Origin of the sequence: Providencia vermicola (genome assembly GCF_010748935.1) — a bacterium.
GTDB lineage: Bacteria > Pseudomonadota > Gammaproteobacteria > Enterobacterales > Enterobacteriaceae > Providencia > Providencia zhejiangensis.
In genome coordinates this window covers 3931533-3948077 of record NZ_CP048796.1, presented here as the reverse complement: position 1 = coordinate 3948077, position 16545 = coordinate 3931533, and the positions used below count along the sequence as shown (strand labels likewise).

The 16545-nt window shown below is 42.2% G+C and carries 15 protein-coding genes; 10 read left to right on the top strand and 5 right to left on the bottom strand.

What is annotated here, in order from left to right; genetic code table 11:
- Positions 1-130 precede the first annotated feature (130 nt).
- Genes tamA through G3341_RS17850 form a run of 3 tightly spaced genes read left to right on the top strand, consistent with a single transcriptional unit; the run spans position 131 to position 5994 of the window.
- A complete protein-coding gene (gene tamA / locus G3341_RS17860) occupies positions 131-1873 on the top strand; it encodes an autotransporter assembly complex protein TamA (protein WP_163863204.1) in 1743 nt (580 codons plus the stop codon).
- A complete protein-coding gene (gene tamB / locus G3341_RS17855; RefSeq protein ID WP_163863202.1) occupies positions 1870-5640 on the top strand; it encodes an autotransporter assembly complex protein TamB in 3771 nt (1256 codons plus the stop codon). The genes tamA and tamB overlap by 4 nt, the downstream gene beginning before the upstream one ends.
- Positions 5641-5643: 3 nt before the next feature.
- Positions 5644-5994: a gamma-glutamylcyclotransferase family protein gene (locus G3341_RS17850; protein ID WP_154624531.1), complete on the top strand. Its 351-nt coding sequence runs from the start codon at positions 5644-5646 to the stop codon at positions 5992-5994.
- A 106-nt stretch (positions 5995-6100) separates the two neighbouring features.
- Here G3341_RS17850 and ppa read toward each other — a convergent pair whose 3' ends face one another.
- Together ppa and fbp are read right to left on the bottom strand one after the other, a co-directional pair.
- Complete coding sequence (gene ppa / locus G3341_RS17845; protein WP_154624532.1) at positions 6101-6631, bottom strand: inorganic diphosphatase; 531 nt, start codon at positions 6629-6631, stop codon at positions 6101-6103.
- Positions 6632-6842: 211 nt separating this feature from the next.
- Positions 6843-7850, bottom strand: coding sequence for a class 1 fructose-bisphosphatase (gene fbp, locus G3341_RS17840; protein ID WP_154624533.1), 1008 nt, complete (start codon positions 7848-7850; stop codon positions 6843-6845).
- 301 nt (positions 7851-8151) lie between these two features.
- Between fbp and mpl the strand changes: the two genes are divergently transcribed.
- Positions 8152-9531, top strand: a complete 1380-nt coding sequence (gene mpl / locus G3341_RS17835; RefSeq protein ID WP_154624534.1) for a UDP-N-acetylmuramate:L-alanyl-gamma-D-glutamyl-meso-diaminopimelate ligase — start codon at positions 8152-8154, stop codon at positions 9529-9531.
- Between the two features lie 184 nt (positions 9532-9715).
- On the opposite strand, the gene argR is transcribed toward mpl, so the two are convergent.
- Positions 9716-10186, bottom strand: coding sequence for a transcriptional regulator ArgR (argR, locus tag G3341_RS17830; RefSeq protein ID WP_154624535.1), 471 nt, complete (start codon positions 10184-10186; stop codon positions 9716-9718).
- A 439-nt stretch (positions 10187-10625) separates the two neighbouring features.
- On the opposite strand from argR, the gene mdh reads away from it, so the two are divergent.
- Positions 10626-11564, top strand: a complete 939-nt coding sequence (gene mdh / locus G3341_RS17825; RefSeq protein ID WP_154624536.1) for a malate dehydrogenase — start codon at positions 10626-10628, stop codon at positions 11562-11564.
- 79 nt (positions 11565-11643) lie between these two features.
- On the opposite strand, the gene G3341_RS17820 is transcribed toward mdh, so the two are convergent.
- Positions 11644-11916 (bottom strand): helix-turn-helix domain-containing protein, encoded by a 273-nt coding sequence (locus tag G3341_RS17820; RefSeq protein WP_154624537.1) that lies wholly within the window; start codon positions 11914-11916, stop codon positions 11644-11646.
- A 517-nt stretch (positions 11917-12433) separates the two neighbouring features.
- Here G3341_RS17820 and G3341_RS17815 point away from each other — a divergent pair.
- Complete coding sequence (locus G3341_RS17815; RefSeq protein ID WP_154622861.1) at positions 12434-12781, top strand: DNA-binding protein; 348 nt, start codon at positions 12434-12436, stop codon at positions 12779-12781.
- A gap of 146 nt (positions 12782-12927) precedes the next feature.
- Positions 12928-13290, top strand: coding sequence for a DNA-binding protein (locus G3341_RS17810; RefSeq protein WP_154622860.1), 363 nt, complete (start codon positions 12928-12930; stop codon positions 13288-13290).
- A gap of 25 nt (positions 13291-13315) precedes the next feature.
- On the opposite strand, the gene ispB is transcribed toward G3341_RS17810, so the two are convergent.
- Positions 13316-14287, bottom strand: coding sequence for an octaprenyl diphosphate synthase (ispB, locus tag G3341_RS17805; RefSeq protein ID WP_154622859.1), 972 nt, complete (start codon positions 14285-14287; stop codon positions 13316-13318).
- Between the two features lie 335 nt (positions 14288-14622).
- On the opposite strand from ispB, the gene rplU reads away from it, so the two are divergent.
- The 3 genes from rplU (at position 14623) to cgtA (ending at position 16511) form a co-directional block, all read left to right on the top strand.
- On the top strand, positions 14623-14931 hold the full coding sequence (gene rplU, locus G3341_RS17800; RefSeq protein WP_004915752.1) for a 50S ribosomal protein L21: 309 nt from the start codon (positions 14623-14625) through the stop codon (positions 14929-14931).
- A 19-nt stretch (positions 14932-14950) separates the two neighbouring features.
- The gene (gene rpmA / locus G3341_RS17795; protein ID WP_004915755.1) at positions 14951-15208 is read left to right on the top strand and encodes a 50S ribosomal protein L27; all 258 of its coding nucleotides are present in this window, start codon (positions 14951-14953) and stop codon (positions 15206-15208) included.
- Positions 15209-15338: 130 nt separating this feature from the next.
- Positions 15339-16511, top strand: a complete 1173-nt coding sequence (gene cgtA / locus G3341_RS17790) for an Obg family GTPase CgtA (RefSeq protein ID WP_154622858.1) — start codon at positions 15339-15341, stop codon at positions 16509-16511.
- Positions 16512-16545: the final 34 nt, after the last annotated feature.

The following is a 16545-nucleotide window of genomic DNA, read 5'->3' as shown; positions in this document are numbered from 1 at the left end:
AGATTCCTATGTGTGGTAATGTGCATTTTCGGTAAAAATTAGGATAAAAACTTGTATCTAGAGTTTATTTTACTCAAAATAAATTGATATGAAGTGTTTAGTCAAATTATCAATGATCTTAGGAGCGGGCGTGTCAAAATACCCTATCATCTGTTTTCTAACCTTAATGGCGACAGTTCCTGCTGCGTATAGCGCAAATCTACGCCTTAATATTGAAGGACTTGAAGGGCAACCTAATCAGAACGTCCGTGTTCAGCTTTCTAATATTTCTCAGGATGAAGTGGTGCCTAATGGTCGCTTTCGTGCTCGTGTCACAAAAGCAATCGAGGAAGGTCTGAAACCACTTGGATACTATCAGCCTAAAATTGAGTTCACTTATCAAGAAAATAAGCCACCAGCACGTTCCGTATTAACGGCGAAAGTCACACTGGGCGAACCTGTTCGAGTACAAGGTGTTAATATTACATTAGAAGGGGGAGCGAAAAACGACCCTGACTATGCAAAAATGATAAAAAATAACACACCTAAGATCGGTACGATCCAGAATGATGGCGAATATGAAAGCTTTAAAGGTAAATTTAGTGGGCTTGCGATCCGTAAAGGTTATTTTGATGCGATCATGGAAAAAAGCCAACTAGGCATATCACTTGATCACCATGCCTCTTATTGGGACTTTGACTTTAATAGTGGAGAGCGTTACCGATTTGGTGACATTTCCTATGAAGGTTCTCAAATCCGCACTGATTATCTGAACAACCTCGCGCCTTTTAAAGAAGGTGAATATTACACTTCAGAACAACTGGCCGAATTTAACCGCCGATTAGTGGAAACGGGTTGGTTTACTTCCGCCATTGTGACTCCCAATATCGCTAAAGCTCGGGAAGAGCACACTGACCTGTTGCCGATGGAAGGGGTGATGGTTCCTCGTGCAAAAAACTTCGTTGAATTAGGTGGTGGTTATGCCACTGACGTTGGTCCTCGTGTTAAAGCAACATGGAATAGGCCTTGGGTAAACTCGCGAGGGCAAAGTATTACCTCAAATATCAGTTTATCGCAGCCTGAACAGATTATTGATGCTAGCTATAAGATCCCCCTTAAAGCCAATCCTTTAGAACAATATTATGCGGTTCAAGGGGGGTATAAACGTACTGACTTAAACGATACAGAGTCCGATACGACGACCCTAAACGTGTCACGTAATTGGGATTATTCCAGCGGCTGGCAATATGGCGTGAACATGCGTTGGATGTTGAGCCACTTTACCCAAGCGGATGTCACGAATACCACGATGTTGCTTTATCCTGGGGCTAATGTTAGCCGAATTCGCCAACGTGGTGGTGTGATGCCAAGTTGGGGGGACAGTCAGCGTTACTCTATTGATTATTCGAATGAAATTTGGGGCTCCGATATCGATTTTCTTGTATTGCAAACTAAGCAAGTGTGGATCCGCTCCCCATGGGAAGGCCATCGTTTTGTATTCAGAGGAAATTTAGGGTGGATTGAAACGAATAATTTTGACAAGGTGCCACCAGACTTACGTTTCTTTGCCGGTGGTGATGGCAGTGTACGTGGTTATGGTTACCAAAAAATCTCACCAGAGGATAGCAAAGGTAAACTAACAGGGGCATCTAAACTGGTCGTGGGTTCCATTGAGTACGATTATAACTTCACGGGTAACTGGTGGGGTGCTGTGTTTATTGATAGTGGTGAAGCCGTTAACGATATTAAGAAAAGTGATTTTAAAACGGGGGCTGGTGTTGGTGTCCGCTGGGTTTCTCCGGTAGGACCGATAAAATTCGACCTAGCGACTCCGATCGGGGATCCTGATAATAATAAAATACAATTTTATATCGGCTTGGGGACTGAACTATGAAATGGATGAAGTGGTTAAAATGGACAGCTCTTGCCGTTTTACTTGTATTGATCTTGATTGTTGCCGCACTAAGTTGGGTATTGGGTACGCAATCAGGCCTCCATTTTGCACTTAATAGTGCGACACGTTTTGTACCTGGGCTAGAGATCCGCTCTATTGATGGGGATATCAATAATTTGACCTTGGCTGGGGTAAAATACCAAATGCCGGGCGTCGATGTTGATGCAGAAAAACTGCATCTTGCATTACGTTTAGGCTGTTTGACTAGTCGCGAGCTTTGCATTGATGATCTTTCGACTGAAAATGTTATCGTCAATGTTGATACCTCAAAAATGCCTCCTTCAGAAGAAACGCCTCCTTCTGAGCCATTAACCGAATTGAATGCGCCACTCACGATTAATCTCAATCAATTACAATTAACATCAACCAAAGTTAATGTTGATGGGATGGCGATTGACCTCGAAAAGTTTAAGACAGGTATTCACTGGCAGCAAAAAGCACTGATATTAGCACCCACGGATGTGATTAATTTAGCGATTAATCTGCCAGTAAGCGAAGAACCGCAGCCAGATGAACCCGTGACAGAAGTTCCTGTTGGAGAAGAAAAATCGATTGGCGAAACGCTGAAGGAACTGTTCGCTAAACCATTACTGGCGGAATTACCGGAAGTGATCCTTCCTGTCGATTTAAATGTTGAAGGGATCAACGGTTCGAATTTACAGCTAACGGGCGCGACGGACGTTGTGATCAATAGCTTGAATTTAACGCTTTCAAATGATGGGCAAAATGTCCTACTGAAGAAATTTACGGTTGATTCGCCCCAAGGTCACCTTGCCTTATCGGGAACAGCAACATTAGCCGATAAATGGCCTGTTTCTCTGTCGATTACTGGGGAAAGCCGTCTAGAAGACCTTGATGGTCAAAAAGTCGATTTATCACTCAAAGGTGGGTTACTTGAGGAGCTAAAACTCGCACTGAACTTAAGTGGACCGGTGAACGCAACCTTAGCGGCTCAAGCCGACCTTGCCCAAGCTGACTTGCCTATTCAGTTAACGTTAGAAAGCCAGAAACTGAGTTGGCCATTAGTGGGTGATGCTCAATATCAACTTGATGGTACACGTTTACGTTTGAATGGCCGACCTTCTGCTTATGATTTATCTCTTCGCTCAGCGATAACTGGGCAGGAAATTCCACCATCCACATTGATGTTGGATGCGAAAGGGAATGAAGAGCAAGTCAATATTACTCGTCTGCGATTAGCGGCTTTACAGGGTAATGCTGATATTACGGGTGTCGCTGATTGGAGCAAAGCAATCAGTTGGAATGCCGTATTGACCTTATCAGGTATCAATACGGCTAAGCAATGGCCGGAATGGCCTGCAAAAGTCGATGGTAAGATTGCGACCCGGGGTAGCCTTTATGGTGGCAGCTGGCAGTTACAAATACCTGAAATTACGTTAGATGGTAATGTTAAGAATAACTTACTGAAAGCGCGAGGTGAGGCGACTGGTAATGCTGCTGGACAGTGGAATATTCCAGCGCTGAAACTTTCACTCGGAAAAAACCACCTTGATGTTAAAGGAAACCTATCAGATAAATGGAATTTAGACACGAAAATCAATGCGCCGGGATTAGATGGCATATTGCCGGGCCTTGGTGGGGTGATTATCGGTGATGTTAAATTACGAGGTGACCTGCAAGCGCCTGAAATATTGGCGGATTTAACAGCTCGTGGCGTAAGATGGCAAAAAGAGCTGTCTGTCGATAATGTTGTTATCAAAGGTAAAGTGGCTTCAGGTGAACAGATCAAAGGTGACTTATCCGTCGTTGTTCGCCAGTTAAAACAAGCTGACCTCGTCATCAGTCGCTTAACTTTGGATGCGAAAGGTAGCGAAAAGCAACATACCTTAAAGCTGGATGTGAGTGGGGAACCCGTCTCTGGCCATCTAACATTAGCAGGTGGGTTTGATCGCCAAACTGAGGTTTGGAAAGGCAACCTGAGTAATACCTTGTTTGAAACCCCCGTTGGTGAATGGAAACTCAGCAAGGCCATGGCTCTTGATTATGCAAATCAAACTCAAGAAGTGACGATTGGTACCCATTGCTGGGTGAATATCAATGCGCGCCTTTGTGTGCCAAAACCAATTAAAGCAGGTAAAAACGGTAGCGCGGATATTGTGCTAGAACGTTTTGATCTTGCAATGTTGAAACCCTTCCTCACGGATGAAACACGTGTTCGCGGTGTGTTTAGTGGTAAGGCGAATGTTATTTGGAAAGATGATGGTAGCTTGCCACAAGCGAAAGTGGATCTAAAAGGCGATGGTGTTAAAGCCGTTCAGTTAGTTGATGGTACTTGGATACCGCTAGAGTTTGATACCTTGACGTTAAGTGCGGCGTTGAAAAATGGTAAAGCCAATTTGGATTGGTTATTCAAAATCGCCAATAATGGTCAATTGAAAGGCAGTGTACAAATTGCGGATCTAGAAAAGAGACGTCAGCTTTCAGGTAATGTTGAGATCAATCGCATTACATTAGCGCTGATTAAGCCATTATTAGGTGAAAAAGAAGTCGCAAATGGGGATTTAAATGCCAACTTACGCCTTGGGGGAACGGCAAATAATCCATTGCTCAACGGTAACTTGGCGCTTTCCGGTTTGGAAATCAAATCATCATTGATTCCGTTTGATATTAAAAGCGGTAACTTAGGGATTGCCTTTAATGGCACGAGTTCCGTAATGACAGGGCAAATCAATACGCCAGAAGGTTATCTCAATATCAGCGGTGATGCAGATTGGCGTAAAGTTGATGCATGGCGAGCGAAAGTGATGGCAGTCGGTAATAACTTACGTGTTTCCATGCCTCCAATGGTTAAAGTTGATGTACAGCCTGATATTGTGTTTGAAGCGTCACCGACGTTACTGACATTAAATGGTAGCGTGACAATTCCATGGGCGAGGATTACGGTACAAGAGCTACCAGAATCTGCCGTTGGTGCATCTTCAGATGTGGTCATGTTAGATAGCGACTTGAAACCTATCGATAAAACCAGCACGCCAATTCCAATTCAAACTAACTTGGATATTAAGATTGGTAATGATGTTCAGTTGGATGCTTTTGGCCTGAAAGCCCGTTTGACGGGGATGTTAAAGGTATTACAAAACAAACAAGGTCTGAGCCTTAATGGACAGATCGATATTCCATCGGGGCGTTTCCGCGCTTATGGACAGGATCTGATCGTACGTAAAGGTCAGATACAGTTCTCGGGACCTGCGGATCAACCATTCTTGAACTTAGAAGCAATTCGTAATCCAGATAACACTGCCGATAATGTTATTGCAGGTGTTAAGGTCACAGGACTTGCAGACAAGCCAAAAGTCGAGATATTCTCTGAGCCAGCCAAAACACAGCAAGAAGCTTTATCCTATCTGCTACGCGGGGAAGGATTAGAAAGCGGAGATGCTAATGGTTCACAAATGACATCGATGCTAATTGGACTCGGCGTTGCGCAAAGTGGCCAACTTGTCGGTAAAATTGGCGAAACATTTGGAGTCTCTGATTTGGCACTCGATACGCAAGGGGTTGGTGATAAATCTCAAGTCGTGGTGAGTGGAAAAATTACTAACGACCTACAAATTAAGTATGGTGTTGGTATATTTGATTCATTGGCAACGTTAACGTTACGTTATCGATTAATGCCGAAGTTATATTTGGAAGCAGTGTCTGGTGTCAATCAGGCCTTGGATCTTCTTTATCAATTTGAGTTTTAAAATATGCGTGTAATTGTTTATGGCAGTTTAAGGCGCAAGCAAGGGAATCATCACTGGATGACTTATGCTCAGTTGCTAGGAGAGCATAGCTTAGAAGGTTATGAGCTTTATGACCTTGGCTATTATCCAGCGGTTATTAAAGGTGAAGGTGTGATTGAATGCGAAGTTTATCGCATCAATCCGTCTATTCTGACTGAATTAGACGAATTAAAGAAAAATTCGCAAGACTATGTCCGTGAGTTAATCCCTACGCCATATGGTAATGCTTGGATTTACCTGTATCGGCATTCTGTTGAAGGCTTACGCAAAATTAAGTCTGGTGATTGGCTCAAGCGCCACGAAGAAGAAGAGTAGTTAAATGCCGGTATACGTCATCGTTGCCGGCATTTTTGTTTGTTCATATCCACAAAAAAGGTGCTCACGTTACCGTTAGCACCTTTCATTTCCCCAGAAAAGGGAATTATTTTTTAGCTGCGCGTTCGAAAGAAGAGATAATTTCAGCTTTAGCCGCTTCAGCATTATCCCAACCATCAACTTTAACCCATTTGCCTTTTTCGAGATCTTTGTAGTGTTCAAAGAAATGGGTGATCTGTGCACGTAGCAATTCAGGCAGGTCGTTTACGTCTTTAATGTGATCGTATTCTTTGCTTAGTTTAGTGTGCGGTACTGCCACTAATTTAGCATCTTCACCAGACTCATCTGTCATTTTCAGCACACCAACTGGACGGCAGCGAATAACGGAACCTGGTTGTAATGGATAAGGTGTTGGTACCAACACATCAACAGGATCACCATCTAAAGACAGCGTGTGATTGATGTAACCATAGTTACATGGATAGAACATCGCTGTAGACATAAAACGATCTACAAACAGAGCGCCAGAGTCTTTATCAACTTCATATTTGATAGGATCTGCATTAGCAGGGATTTCGATGATAACGTAGATATCTTCTGGCAGATCTTTACCTGCCGGTACATTGTTCAGGCCCATGAAAAAGTATCCTTTATGTTAAAAACTAATATGTCCATCAATATATTAGATCATATCTAAACAATCTAACCTATTTTGGTCCATAGCGTGGGGGGTATTATAGCCGTAAAGAGGGACAAAACTCACTAGTTGGTAAGCTATTCATAAAAAAAAGCTGAATAAAGAGAACAAAAAAGGCGGGATAACCCCCGCCTTAGCGTAAGAAATCAAGTTATTCAGCGTCAGGGAACTCACGCATGAATGATTCTGCTTTTTCCACCATCGATGCGGTACCGACAAAAAAGGGTACGCGTTGGTGAAGCTCACTTGGTTCGATATCTAAAATACGGTCACGACCATTGCTAGCCTTACCACCTGCTTGTTCAGCAAGGAAGGCAATTGGGTTGCATTCGTATAGTAAACGCAATTTACCATTTGGGTGGCTCGCTGTGCTTGGGTAGATATAAATACCTCCCTTGAGCAAGTTACGGTGGAAGTCCGCAACGAGTGAACCAATATAGCGCGTCGTGTATGGACGACCTGTTGCTTCGTCTTGTTCTTGGCAGTACTTAATGTATTTCTTAACCCCCATAGGGAACTTAATGTAGTTACCCTCGTTGATTGAATACATTTTGCCTTCCGCTGGATACATCACTTTTTCGTGAGACAGGCAGAATACGCCAAGTGATGGATCATAGGTAAAGGCATGAACACCACAACCAGTCGTATAAACCAACATAGTGGATGAGCCATAAACGACGTAGCCAGCAGCCACTTGGCGATGGCCTGGTTGCAAGAAGTCGGCTTCAGTCACAGGCTGACCAATTGGGGTAATACGATGGTAAATAGAGAAGATTGTTCCGACGGAAACGTTTACATCGATATTAGAAGAACCATCTAATGGATCCATTAATACGACATATTTCGCGTTTTCTGCACGATCACCTTCGAAAATGACGATTTCATCTTCTTCTTCAGAGGCAATACCGGCAACTTCCCCGCGAGCTTTCAAAGCTGCTTTTAATTTTTCATTTGCATACAGGTCAAGCTTCATCTGGACTTCACCTTGTACATTCGAAACACCACTTGTGCCTAGAATGTCGACCAGTCCAGCTTTGTTAATATCACGATGGATAATTTTAGCGCCCAGTTTAATTGCTGACAGTAGTGCGGTCAGCTCTCCTGTTGCATGAGGAAAATCTTGTTGCTTATCGACGATGAATTCGCCTAATGTTTTCATGACGAAGGTCCTGAATATAATTGACAGAGGTTTGCAGGGGGGAATTGTACCCTTGCGCGGGGAGTTTATCTATACCCTTCATACTTGCTATCGCAGCGTTATGGGCTGAGTTTTGTTACCTGAGTCACATACTTGCGTATGCCCCCTTAAAATTGTTGTTGCTTGCCGCGTGTTGTCGCTTGAATGATTTTGGGAATACTCTGCATTTTTTGTTGTGGTAAGAATTCGAATTTTTGGTCTATATAAACCTAACATTGATGGGTAGAATAATGATAAACCTCATGCTATTGGATGGAAAATAATGCACATACATATTCTGGGTATCTGCGGTACGTTTATGGGTAGTTTGGCAATACTGGCTCGTTCGCTCGGGCATAAAGTGACAGGCTCCGATGCAAACGTGTACCCTCCGATGAGTACATTGCTAGAAAAACAAGGCATTGAACTCATTCAGGGCTATGACCCTAGCCAGCTTGAACCTGCACCGGATATGGTTGTTATCGGTAATGCGATGACACGCGGTAACCCTTGTGTAGAAGCGGTATTAGAAAAAGGCCTAACTTACACATCGGGCCCTCAGTGGTTACATGACCATGTTTTACCCGAGCGCTGGGTGCTTGCCGTAGCAGGAACACACGGTAAAACAACCACAGCGGGCATGTTAACATGGATATTAGAAGATTGTGGTTATAAGCCTGGCTTTCTGATCGGCGGTGTACCCGGAAACTTTGAGGCCTCTGCTCAAATTGGAGAAAGTCCTTTCTTTGTGATTGAAGCGGATGAATACGATTGTGCATTTTTTGATAAACGCTCGAAATTCGTTCATTACAGCCCAAGAACCTTAGTGTTGAATAATCTCGAATTTGATCACGCTGATATTTTCGACAACCTTGAAGCTATCCAAAAGCAATTCCACCATCTCGTCCGCATTGTGCCGAGTAACGGCAAAATTTTTATGCCCGATAATGACTCAAATCTGAAACAGGTTATTGGAATGGGGTGCTGGAGTGAACAAGAATTTATTGGTGAACATGGAGAGTGGCAAGCTAATAAATTAAACCATGATGGAAGCCATTTTGAAGTTTTCTACCAACAAGAAAAAGTGGGCGACGTTATTTGGTCACAAGTCGGCAACCATAACATCCATAATGCGTTAATGGCGATTGCAGCTGCACATCATGTTGGTGTTCCCGCAGCAGAAGCGTGTCGAGCATTACATAAGTTTATTAACGCGCGTCGTCGTTTAGAGTTACGGGGTGTTGAATATGGCGTGAGTGTTTACGATGATTTTGCTCATCACCCAACGGCAATCTTAGCGACCTTAGAAGCGTTACGCAGTAAAGTTGGCGGTACTTCACGGATTATTGCGGTACTTGAGCCTCGCTCAAATACCATGAAGATGGGGATCAGTAAAAACGATATTGCACCATCATTAGGCCGTGCTGATGAAGTGTTTCTCTTCCAACCTGCGAATATTCCTTGGATGGTGACAGAAATCGCTGAAAATTGTGTGCAACCTGCACGTTGGAGTTCTGATATTGAAGCGTTAGCGAACATGGTGATTGAGACCGCACAGCCAGGTGATCATATTTTGGTCATGAGTAATGGTGGTTTTGGTGATATCCACGGTAAATTGCTTGCGGGACTTAAAAAGAAATCCGAAGCCGAAGGCGAAAATTAAAATAAGCCTTAATAAAAAAGGCAGCTTAACGAAAGTGTTTCATTGGTTGAGTCACTTCTGAAGCTGCTTTTTTATTGCAGATGATCATCGGGCGGTCATGAGATAAGGTCAGAATTGACGACTACAGTGACCGCATCGATGTGAAAGAAGGGGCGAGAGGCTTCCCGCCTGAGTGATAACAGTCTTAGAGTTCTTGATCAAAAAGCGCAAGGATCGCTTCATAAAGCTCTTTAGTGGTGAAATTATTCGCTGGCGTAGAAAAAATAGTATCGTCACCCGCTATGCTACCTAAAATACCCTCCGCTTTCCCCAAAGAATCCAGTAAACGTGCGATCAGCTGCGCTGCACCTGGGCTGGTTCTAATCACAACAACAGAGTGATTGTAATCAATATCAAGTACAAGGTTTTTTAGTGGGCTGGTGGCAGTAGGAACACCGGGTTCAGTAGGTAAACAGTAAACCATTTCCATTTTAGCGTTACGAGTACGAACGGCACCGAACTTAGTTAACATTCTGGAAATTTTTGATTGGTTGATATTTTCAAAGCCTTGCTCTTGCAGTGCGATCACAATTTCAGCCTGAGAGCTAAATTTTTCTTCTTTAAGTAGAGCTTTAAAAGCTTTAACCAAGTCTTCTTGTTTAGACGGTGTACGCATAATTAACCCATCCTATGACAATAAATTAAGTTGTATTATCCGTAAATGTGAATTTTTATGCAACAAAATTGCGTTATGATGGTTTCGTATACAGGAACGATCTGCCTTTATGAATCGAGCACTCAACGCGGAGATGGTTTTAGCGTGAAACACTCAATTCGCACAGAAAAAAATGCGCTAATGTATTATTTGTAACAAATCCGTAAAAACTATTTATTATGTAAAGGTCAATAGTGATAAAAACTATTTGTTAAAAAAGTGCCCCTTATCTCATTAACAGATAAGGATTTTGTTTAGAATAGATAAAATGAGTACGTAAGCGTATTAACTTTAATATGCTTCAACATCTGTTAATGAATTGTTTTTTATCAGTAATGTGTTTAATGCATAACAAGATGAATCCATATACTTTTTAAAGTACAAATAAAGGAGTTTCAGAATGAAAGTTGCAGTTCTAGGCGCAGCAGGTGGTATTGGTCAAGCTCTGGCCCTTCTTCTTAAAAACCAGCTTCCAGCAGGTTCAGAACTCTCTCTATACGATATCGCACCAGTAACTCCGGGTGTTGCTGCAGACCTTAGCCATATCCCAACTGATGTGAAAGTAGTTGGTTTTTCAGGTGAAGATGCGACCCCTGCACTGAAAGGTGCCGATGTTGTACTGATCTCAGCTGGTGTTGCTCGTAAACCAGGTATGGATCGTTCAGACCTGTTTAATGTTAACGCTGGTATTATTCGTAATTTGACTCAACAAATTGCGACAACCTGTCCAAAAGCTTTGATCGGTATCATTACTAACCCTGTTAACACGACAGTGGCTATTGCTGCTGAAGTACTGAAAAAAGCAGGTGTGTATGATAAAAACCGTCTGTTTGGTGTGACAACGCTGGATATTATCCGTTCGAATACTTTCGTTGCAGAACTGAAAGGTAAGAAACCTCATGAAATCGAAGTGCCTGTCATTGGTGGTCACTCAGGCGTCACGATCCTACCTTTATTATCTCAAGTTCCAGGTGTTGAGTTCACCGAAGAGGAAATTGCTGCACTGACTAAGCGTATTCAAAACGCAGGTACTGAAGTTGTTGAAGCAAAAGCAGGTGGTGGATCTGCAACCCTGTCTATGGGTCAAGCAGCTGCACGTCTCGGCCTCTCTCTGATCCGCGGTCTGCAAGGTGAACCTAACGTGATCGAGTGTGTTTATACTGAAGGCGAAGGTGAACATGCCCGTTTCTTTGCTCAACCCGTTCGTTTAGGCAAAAACGGGATTGAAGAGCACATCTCTTACGGTAAATTAAGTGATTTTGAACAAAAAGCACTGAAAGATATGCTAGATGTACTGAAAAAAGATATCGAACTAGGCGAAAAATTCATTAACGGCTAATTGTCGCTCAGTTTTTTACTGAATTTTAAGAAAACCGCTGCTCCTAACGAATTGGGTCAGCGGTTTTTTTTATTGGTTTTTAGCGTGATGTTGATACTTTTTCTCTTATCTTTCTTTCTAATAATTCACCTGTAATGGGATTAAAATAGCGGCTTGGCCATATTTCTGATGGGTGGATTTCAAGAAAATTTGCAATAATCCATTCTCCTTTTGGCCAAGGGCGAGATAAAGCGTTCGCCAGTGTGGAAGAGCTTAAACCCGCATGTCGAGATATTGCTGCTAGAGTTGTTCCGCGTTTACGTAATGCGGCAATTATATCTGCTGGATGCCAATCCGATTTCCGTAAGATCATTTTTTAGTCCTTTTTTTACTCAGAATCATGTAGAGTTAGTAGTACATCTAACAGGACTTTGTGATACATTCACTGCAATCGTCCTGTTATTGGAAATAAAATAACAGAAATTTCCCAAAAATATTTCTAATTTTTTCTAAAAATTCAGTTTTATGAAAGGGATTCTATTTTTGTGAAATATTAGAAAGCGTTAGCAAATATATTTGTGGGTGCATCTAACATATTGAAAATAAAAACTAACTACTTATAGTTATCTGAGGGAAATGGCATATTAATGATTATAGTTATAACTACTAATAATATATAAATATTATTCAGCAAAAAAAGAGAATTGTATGCTGATTTCAACTCAATTTGTTGTTATTAAAAGAAATTAAAATACACTTTACATGTATAACTCATATATTAATTAATAATAAGTTTTAATAAAAACAAATGAGAATAAGGTTATTGAGAAAATAAGCACATTTTTCAGCAATTATTATTGAATTGTAAATAATGACCAGGAGGGTCAAGTATGCAAAAAGAGTGGTTAACAGCGAAAGAGTTAGTTGGTTTAAAGGGACTGCCAATGACAACTCAGGGGATAAATGCGATGGCTCGTCGGGAAAACTGGCTATGCCGCAAACGGCGAGGTATTCAAGGAAAGGCGTTGGAATATCATATTCATAGTTTACCTGAAGGTTTATTTGATTCCTTTTCTGTTTATGAGACGCCTGCATTATATCAAGTAAAACATAATGATAATGCATTTATTTGGCAGGAAATATATTACCAGCTTTCACCGGAAGAGCGCAGCGCCATTTTGGCATTTATTATGCGCGAAGGGGTAATAGCATTAGTGGATTTAATAAATAAAAAATGACCTACCTTAAAAAGAGGTCTGATGTAATTAATTAATGAAGAATACTTATATTTAAGCTCAATTAATTCTTTGTTAACAAGGTAGAGATATAGTTCTAGATATAGCCTCAACGGCAGATTTCATCATATAAATTCGAAAGAGATAATATGAAAAAAATGTGGTTCACTGCGAAAGAATTAGCAGGTTTAGAAGGCTTACCAACTTCCCCCCAAGGCGTTAATTTAATGGCGAGAAGGGAAGGATGGAAAAATCGTCGTAAGCGTGGTGTTCAAGGTAAAGCTGTAGAATATCATTTAGATAGCTTGCCTGGAGAAATACAGGGTCAACTGAGTCTTGCGGAACCTTCTGTGGGGTATCAAAGCCAAAGGATGGATGCTTTACAAATATGGACGGGCGCGTATTACCAACTGACAGAGGCTGAGCGCAATAAAATCGTTAAATATATTTTGCGCTATGGTTTATCATCATTGCTCGCTCGAATAGAACAAGAAGAAAAAGGGGAAGAATAATTTCATCCCCTAATGGCATAGAGAACTATGAATGACGTGAAATCGCGACGTTAGCAAGACCAATAAGCGCTTCTTTGTATATTGAATCATCGAGAACACTTAAGGCATCAATGGCTTTTTGCGACTCTTCCTGTGCGCGGGTATAAGTATACTCGAGCGAGCCACAACGTTTCATGGTAGCGAGTACTGTCTCTAGCAGATGACGACCATTACCTTGCTCGATCGCTTGGCGGATCAATTTAGCTTCTTCTTCAGTGCCATGATTCATTGCATGCAGAAGAGGAAGCGTTGGTTTCCCTTCATCAAGATCATCACCCGTATTTTTACCGAGTTGCGTATTATCGGCATCATAATCTAACAGATCATCAATCAATTGAAAGGCTGTACCTAAATAACGGCCATAGTCCTGTAAGGCTTTCTCTTGCTCGGGAGTTGCAGAGGCTAAAATCGCCGAAGCATGTGCAGCAGCTTCAAATAAGCGGGCTGTTTTACTGTAGATCACTTGCATATAGTTTTCTTCAGTAATGTTCGGATCGTTACAGTTCATTAGCTGTAAAACTTCACCTTCTGCGATGACGTTTGTGGCTTCTGACATCAACTTCAATACGCGCATAGAGTCAAGATCCGTCATCATCTGGAAGGATCGAGTATAAATAAAGTCTCCTACCAGTACGCTTGCCGCATTGCCGAAAACAGCATTGGCAGTTTGTTTGCCACGGCGCATATCCGATTCGTCGACCACATCATCATGTAATAAAGTGGCTGTATGGATAAACTCGATCAGGGCAGCAACTTGAATATGTTTATGCCCGGAATAGCCAAGAGATCGTCCTGCCAGCACTGCGATCATTGGACGGATCCTTTTCCCACCACCGCTAACAATGTAATAACCAAGCTGGTTAATGAGCGCAACGTCTGAATTCAATTGACTGAGGATTGCCTCGTTAACCGCTGACATATCCTCTGTAGTTAGTTCAACAATAGATTCTAAATTCATCGTAATTTATTCATATTATAAGATTTTAGCCGTCACCTGTTGCTAAAAAAAGGTGCCGCCAATAAAACAGTTATCCTGTAAGCATAACATTAATATTTCTAAGATAATTAGTTGTAATGCAAAAAATGTTTAAATAAGTAACAATTCGAGTTATTCATCATAATTTAGCGGCTAACCTGTGCATGGAATAAAAAAGTCGGTTTTTTTGTGATCTAACTGCATTATTGGCTTGTGTTCTGACGCTTTTTTGCGTAGAATTCGCGCCCTATTGTGAATATTTTATAGCGTACTCTGGAATTAAATTATTTAGCGAGTACGCGGAAAGCGGAGTTAATATGTACGCGGTTTTCCAAAGTGGTGGTAAACAACACCGAGTTAGCGAAGGTCAAACTGTCCGCCTAGAAAAGCTGGACATCGCAACAGGTGAAACTGTTGAATTTGATCACGTTCTGATGGTTGCTAATGGCGACGATATCAAAATTGGCGCTCCTGTCGTTGAAGGCGTAAAAGTGAAAGCGGAAGTGGTTGCACACGGTCGTGGCGATAAAGTTAAGATCGTCAAATTCCGTCGTCGTAAACACAGCCGTAAACAACAGGGTCACCGTCAGTGGTTCACTGATGTTAAGATCACTGGCATCGCTTAAGATTTAGGAGAGCAGATTAATGGCACACAAAAAGGCTGGCGGCTCGACTCGTAACGGTCGCGATTCAGAAGCAAAACGTCTGGGTGTAAAACGTTTCGGTGGCGAAGCTGTATTAGCAGGTAGCATCATCGTTCGTCAACGTGGTACTAAGTTCCACGCAGGTAACAACGTAGGTTGTGGCCGTGACCACACTCTGTACGCTTTAGCGGACGGAAAAGTTAAATTTGAAGTTAAAGGTCCTCAAAATCGTAAATTTATCAGCATCGAAGCTGAATAAGTTTTCTGACTTTTAATTCGAATTAAAGCCCTGCAAAAACTTTTTGCGGGGCTTTTTATATTCAAAATACGCCATCTCTGGGTAACGCGGCCATCCAGCACTATAATGGCTATCATACGGAGAAAGAGTTATGAAATTTGTAGATGAAGCCAAGATTTTGGTTGTGGCGGGAGATGGCGGCAATGGTTGTGTCAGCTTCCGTCGTGAAAAATATATTCCAAAAGGTGGACCTGACGGCGGTGACGGCGGTGACGGCGGTGACGTTTACCTGCAAGCAGATGAGAACCTCAATACACTCATCGATTATCGCTTTGAAAAATCTTTCCGCGCTGAGCGTGGGCAAAATGGACAAAGCCGTGACTGTACCGGTAAGCGTGGTCAAGATATCACGATTAAAGTCCCTGTAGGAACGCGTATACGCGATCTTGGTACCGGTGAGGTACTGGGTGATATGACGCGCCATGAACAGCGTCAAATGGTTGCTAAGGGCGGTTTTCATGGCCTAGGTAACACCCGTTTTAAATCTTCAGTTAACCGTGCACCACGTCAACGCACGATGGGTACTCCAGGTGAAACGCGTGAACTGATGTTAGAATTAATGCTCTTGGCAGATGTCGGTATGTTAGGGATGCCGAATGCAGGTAAGTCTACCTTTATTCGCTCTGTATCAGCTGCAAAGCCAAAAGTTGCAGATTATCCATTCACCACCTTAGTGCCAAGTCTCGGTGTCGTACGGATGGATAACGAAAAAAGCTTTGTGGTTGCAGATATTCCTGGATTGATCGAGGGGGCAGCTGAAGGCGCAGGTCTAGGGATCCGTTTCCTTAAGCACCTAGAGCGTTGTCGCGTTTTATTGCATTTAATCGACATTTGCCCAATTGATGAATCTGATCCAGTAGAAAATGCGAAGATCATTATTAGCGAACTCGAAAAATACAGTGAAAAACTCGCTGAAAAACCACGTTGGTTGGTCTTTAACAAAGTCGACATTCTTGGCCCTGAAGAGTCTGCTAAGCGTGCGGCTGAAATTGCCAAAGCCATGGGCTGGGAAGACAAATACTACATGATCTCTGCGGTGAATCATGAAGGCGTAAAAGCCCTGTGCTGGGATATCATGGAGTTTATGGAAACTCAACCACGTGATATGGCCGTCACTGAAGATGAAAAACAACCTGAAAAAGTTGAATTTATGTGGGATGACTACCACAAAGAGCAACTAGAGGGTGCCGAAGATCTGGATGATTGGGATGACGATTGGGATGAAGATGATGACGAAGGTGTCGAAATCATCTATCAAAAATAAGTCAATCGACTGATATGAAAAAGGCGCGGATGCT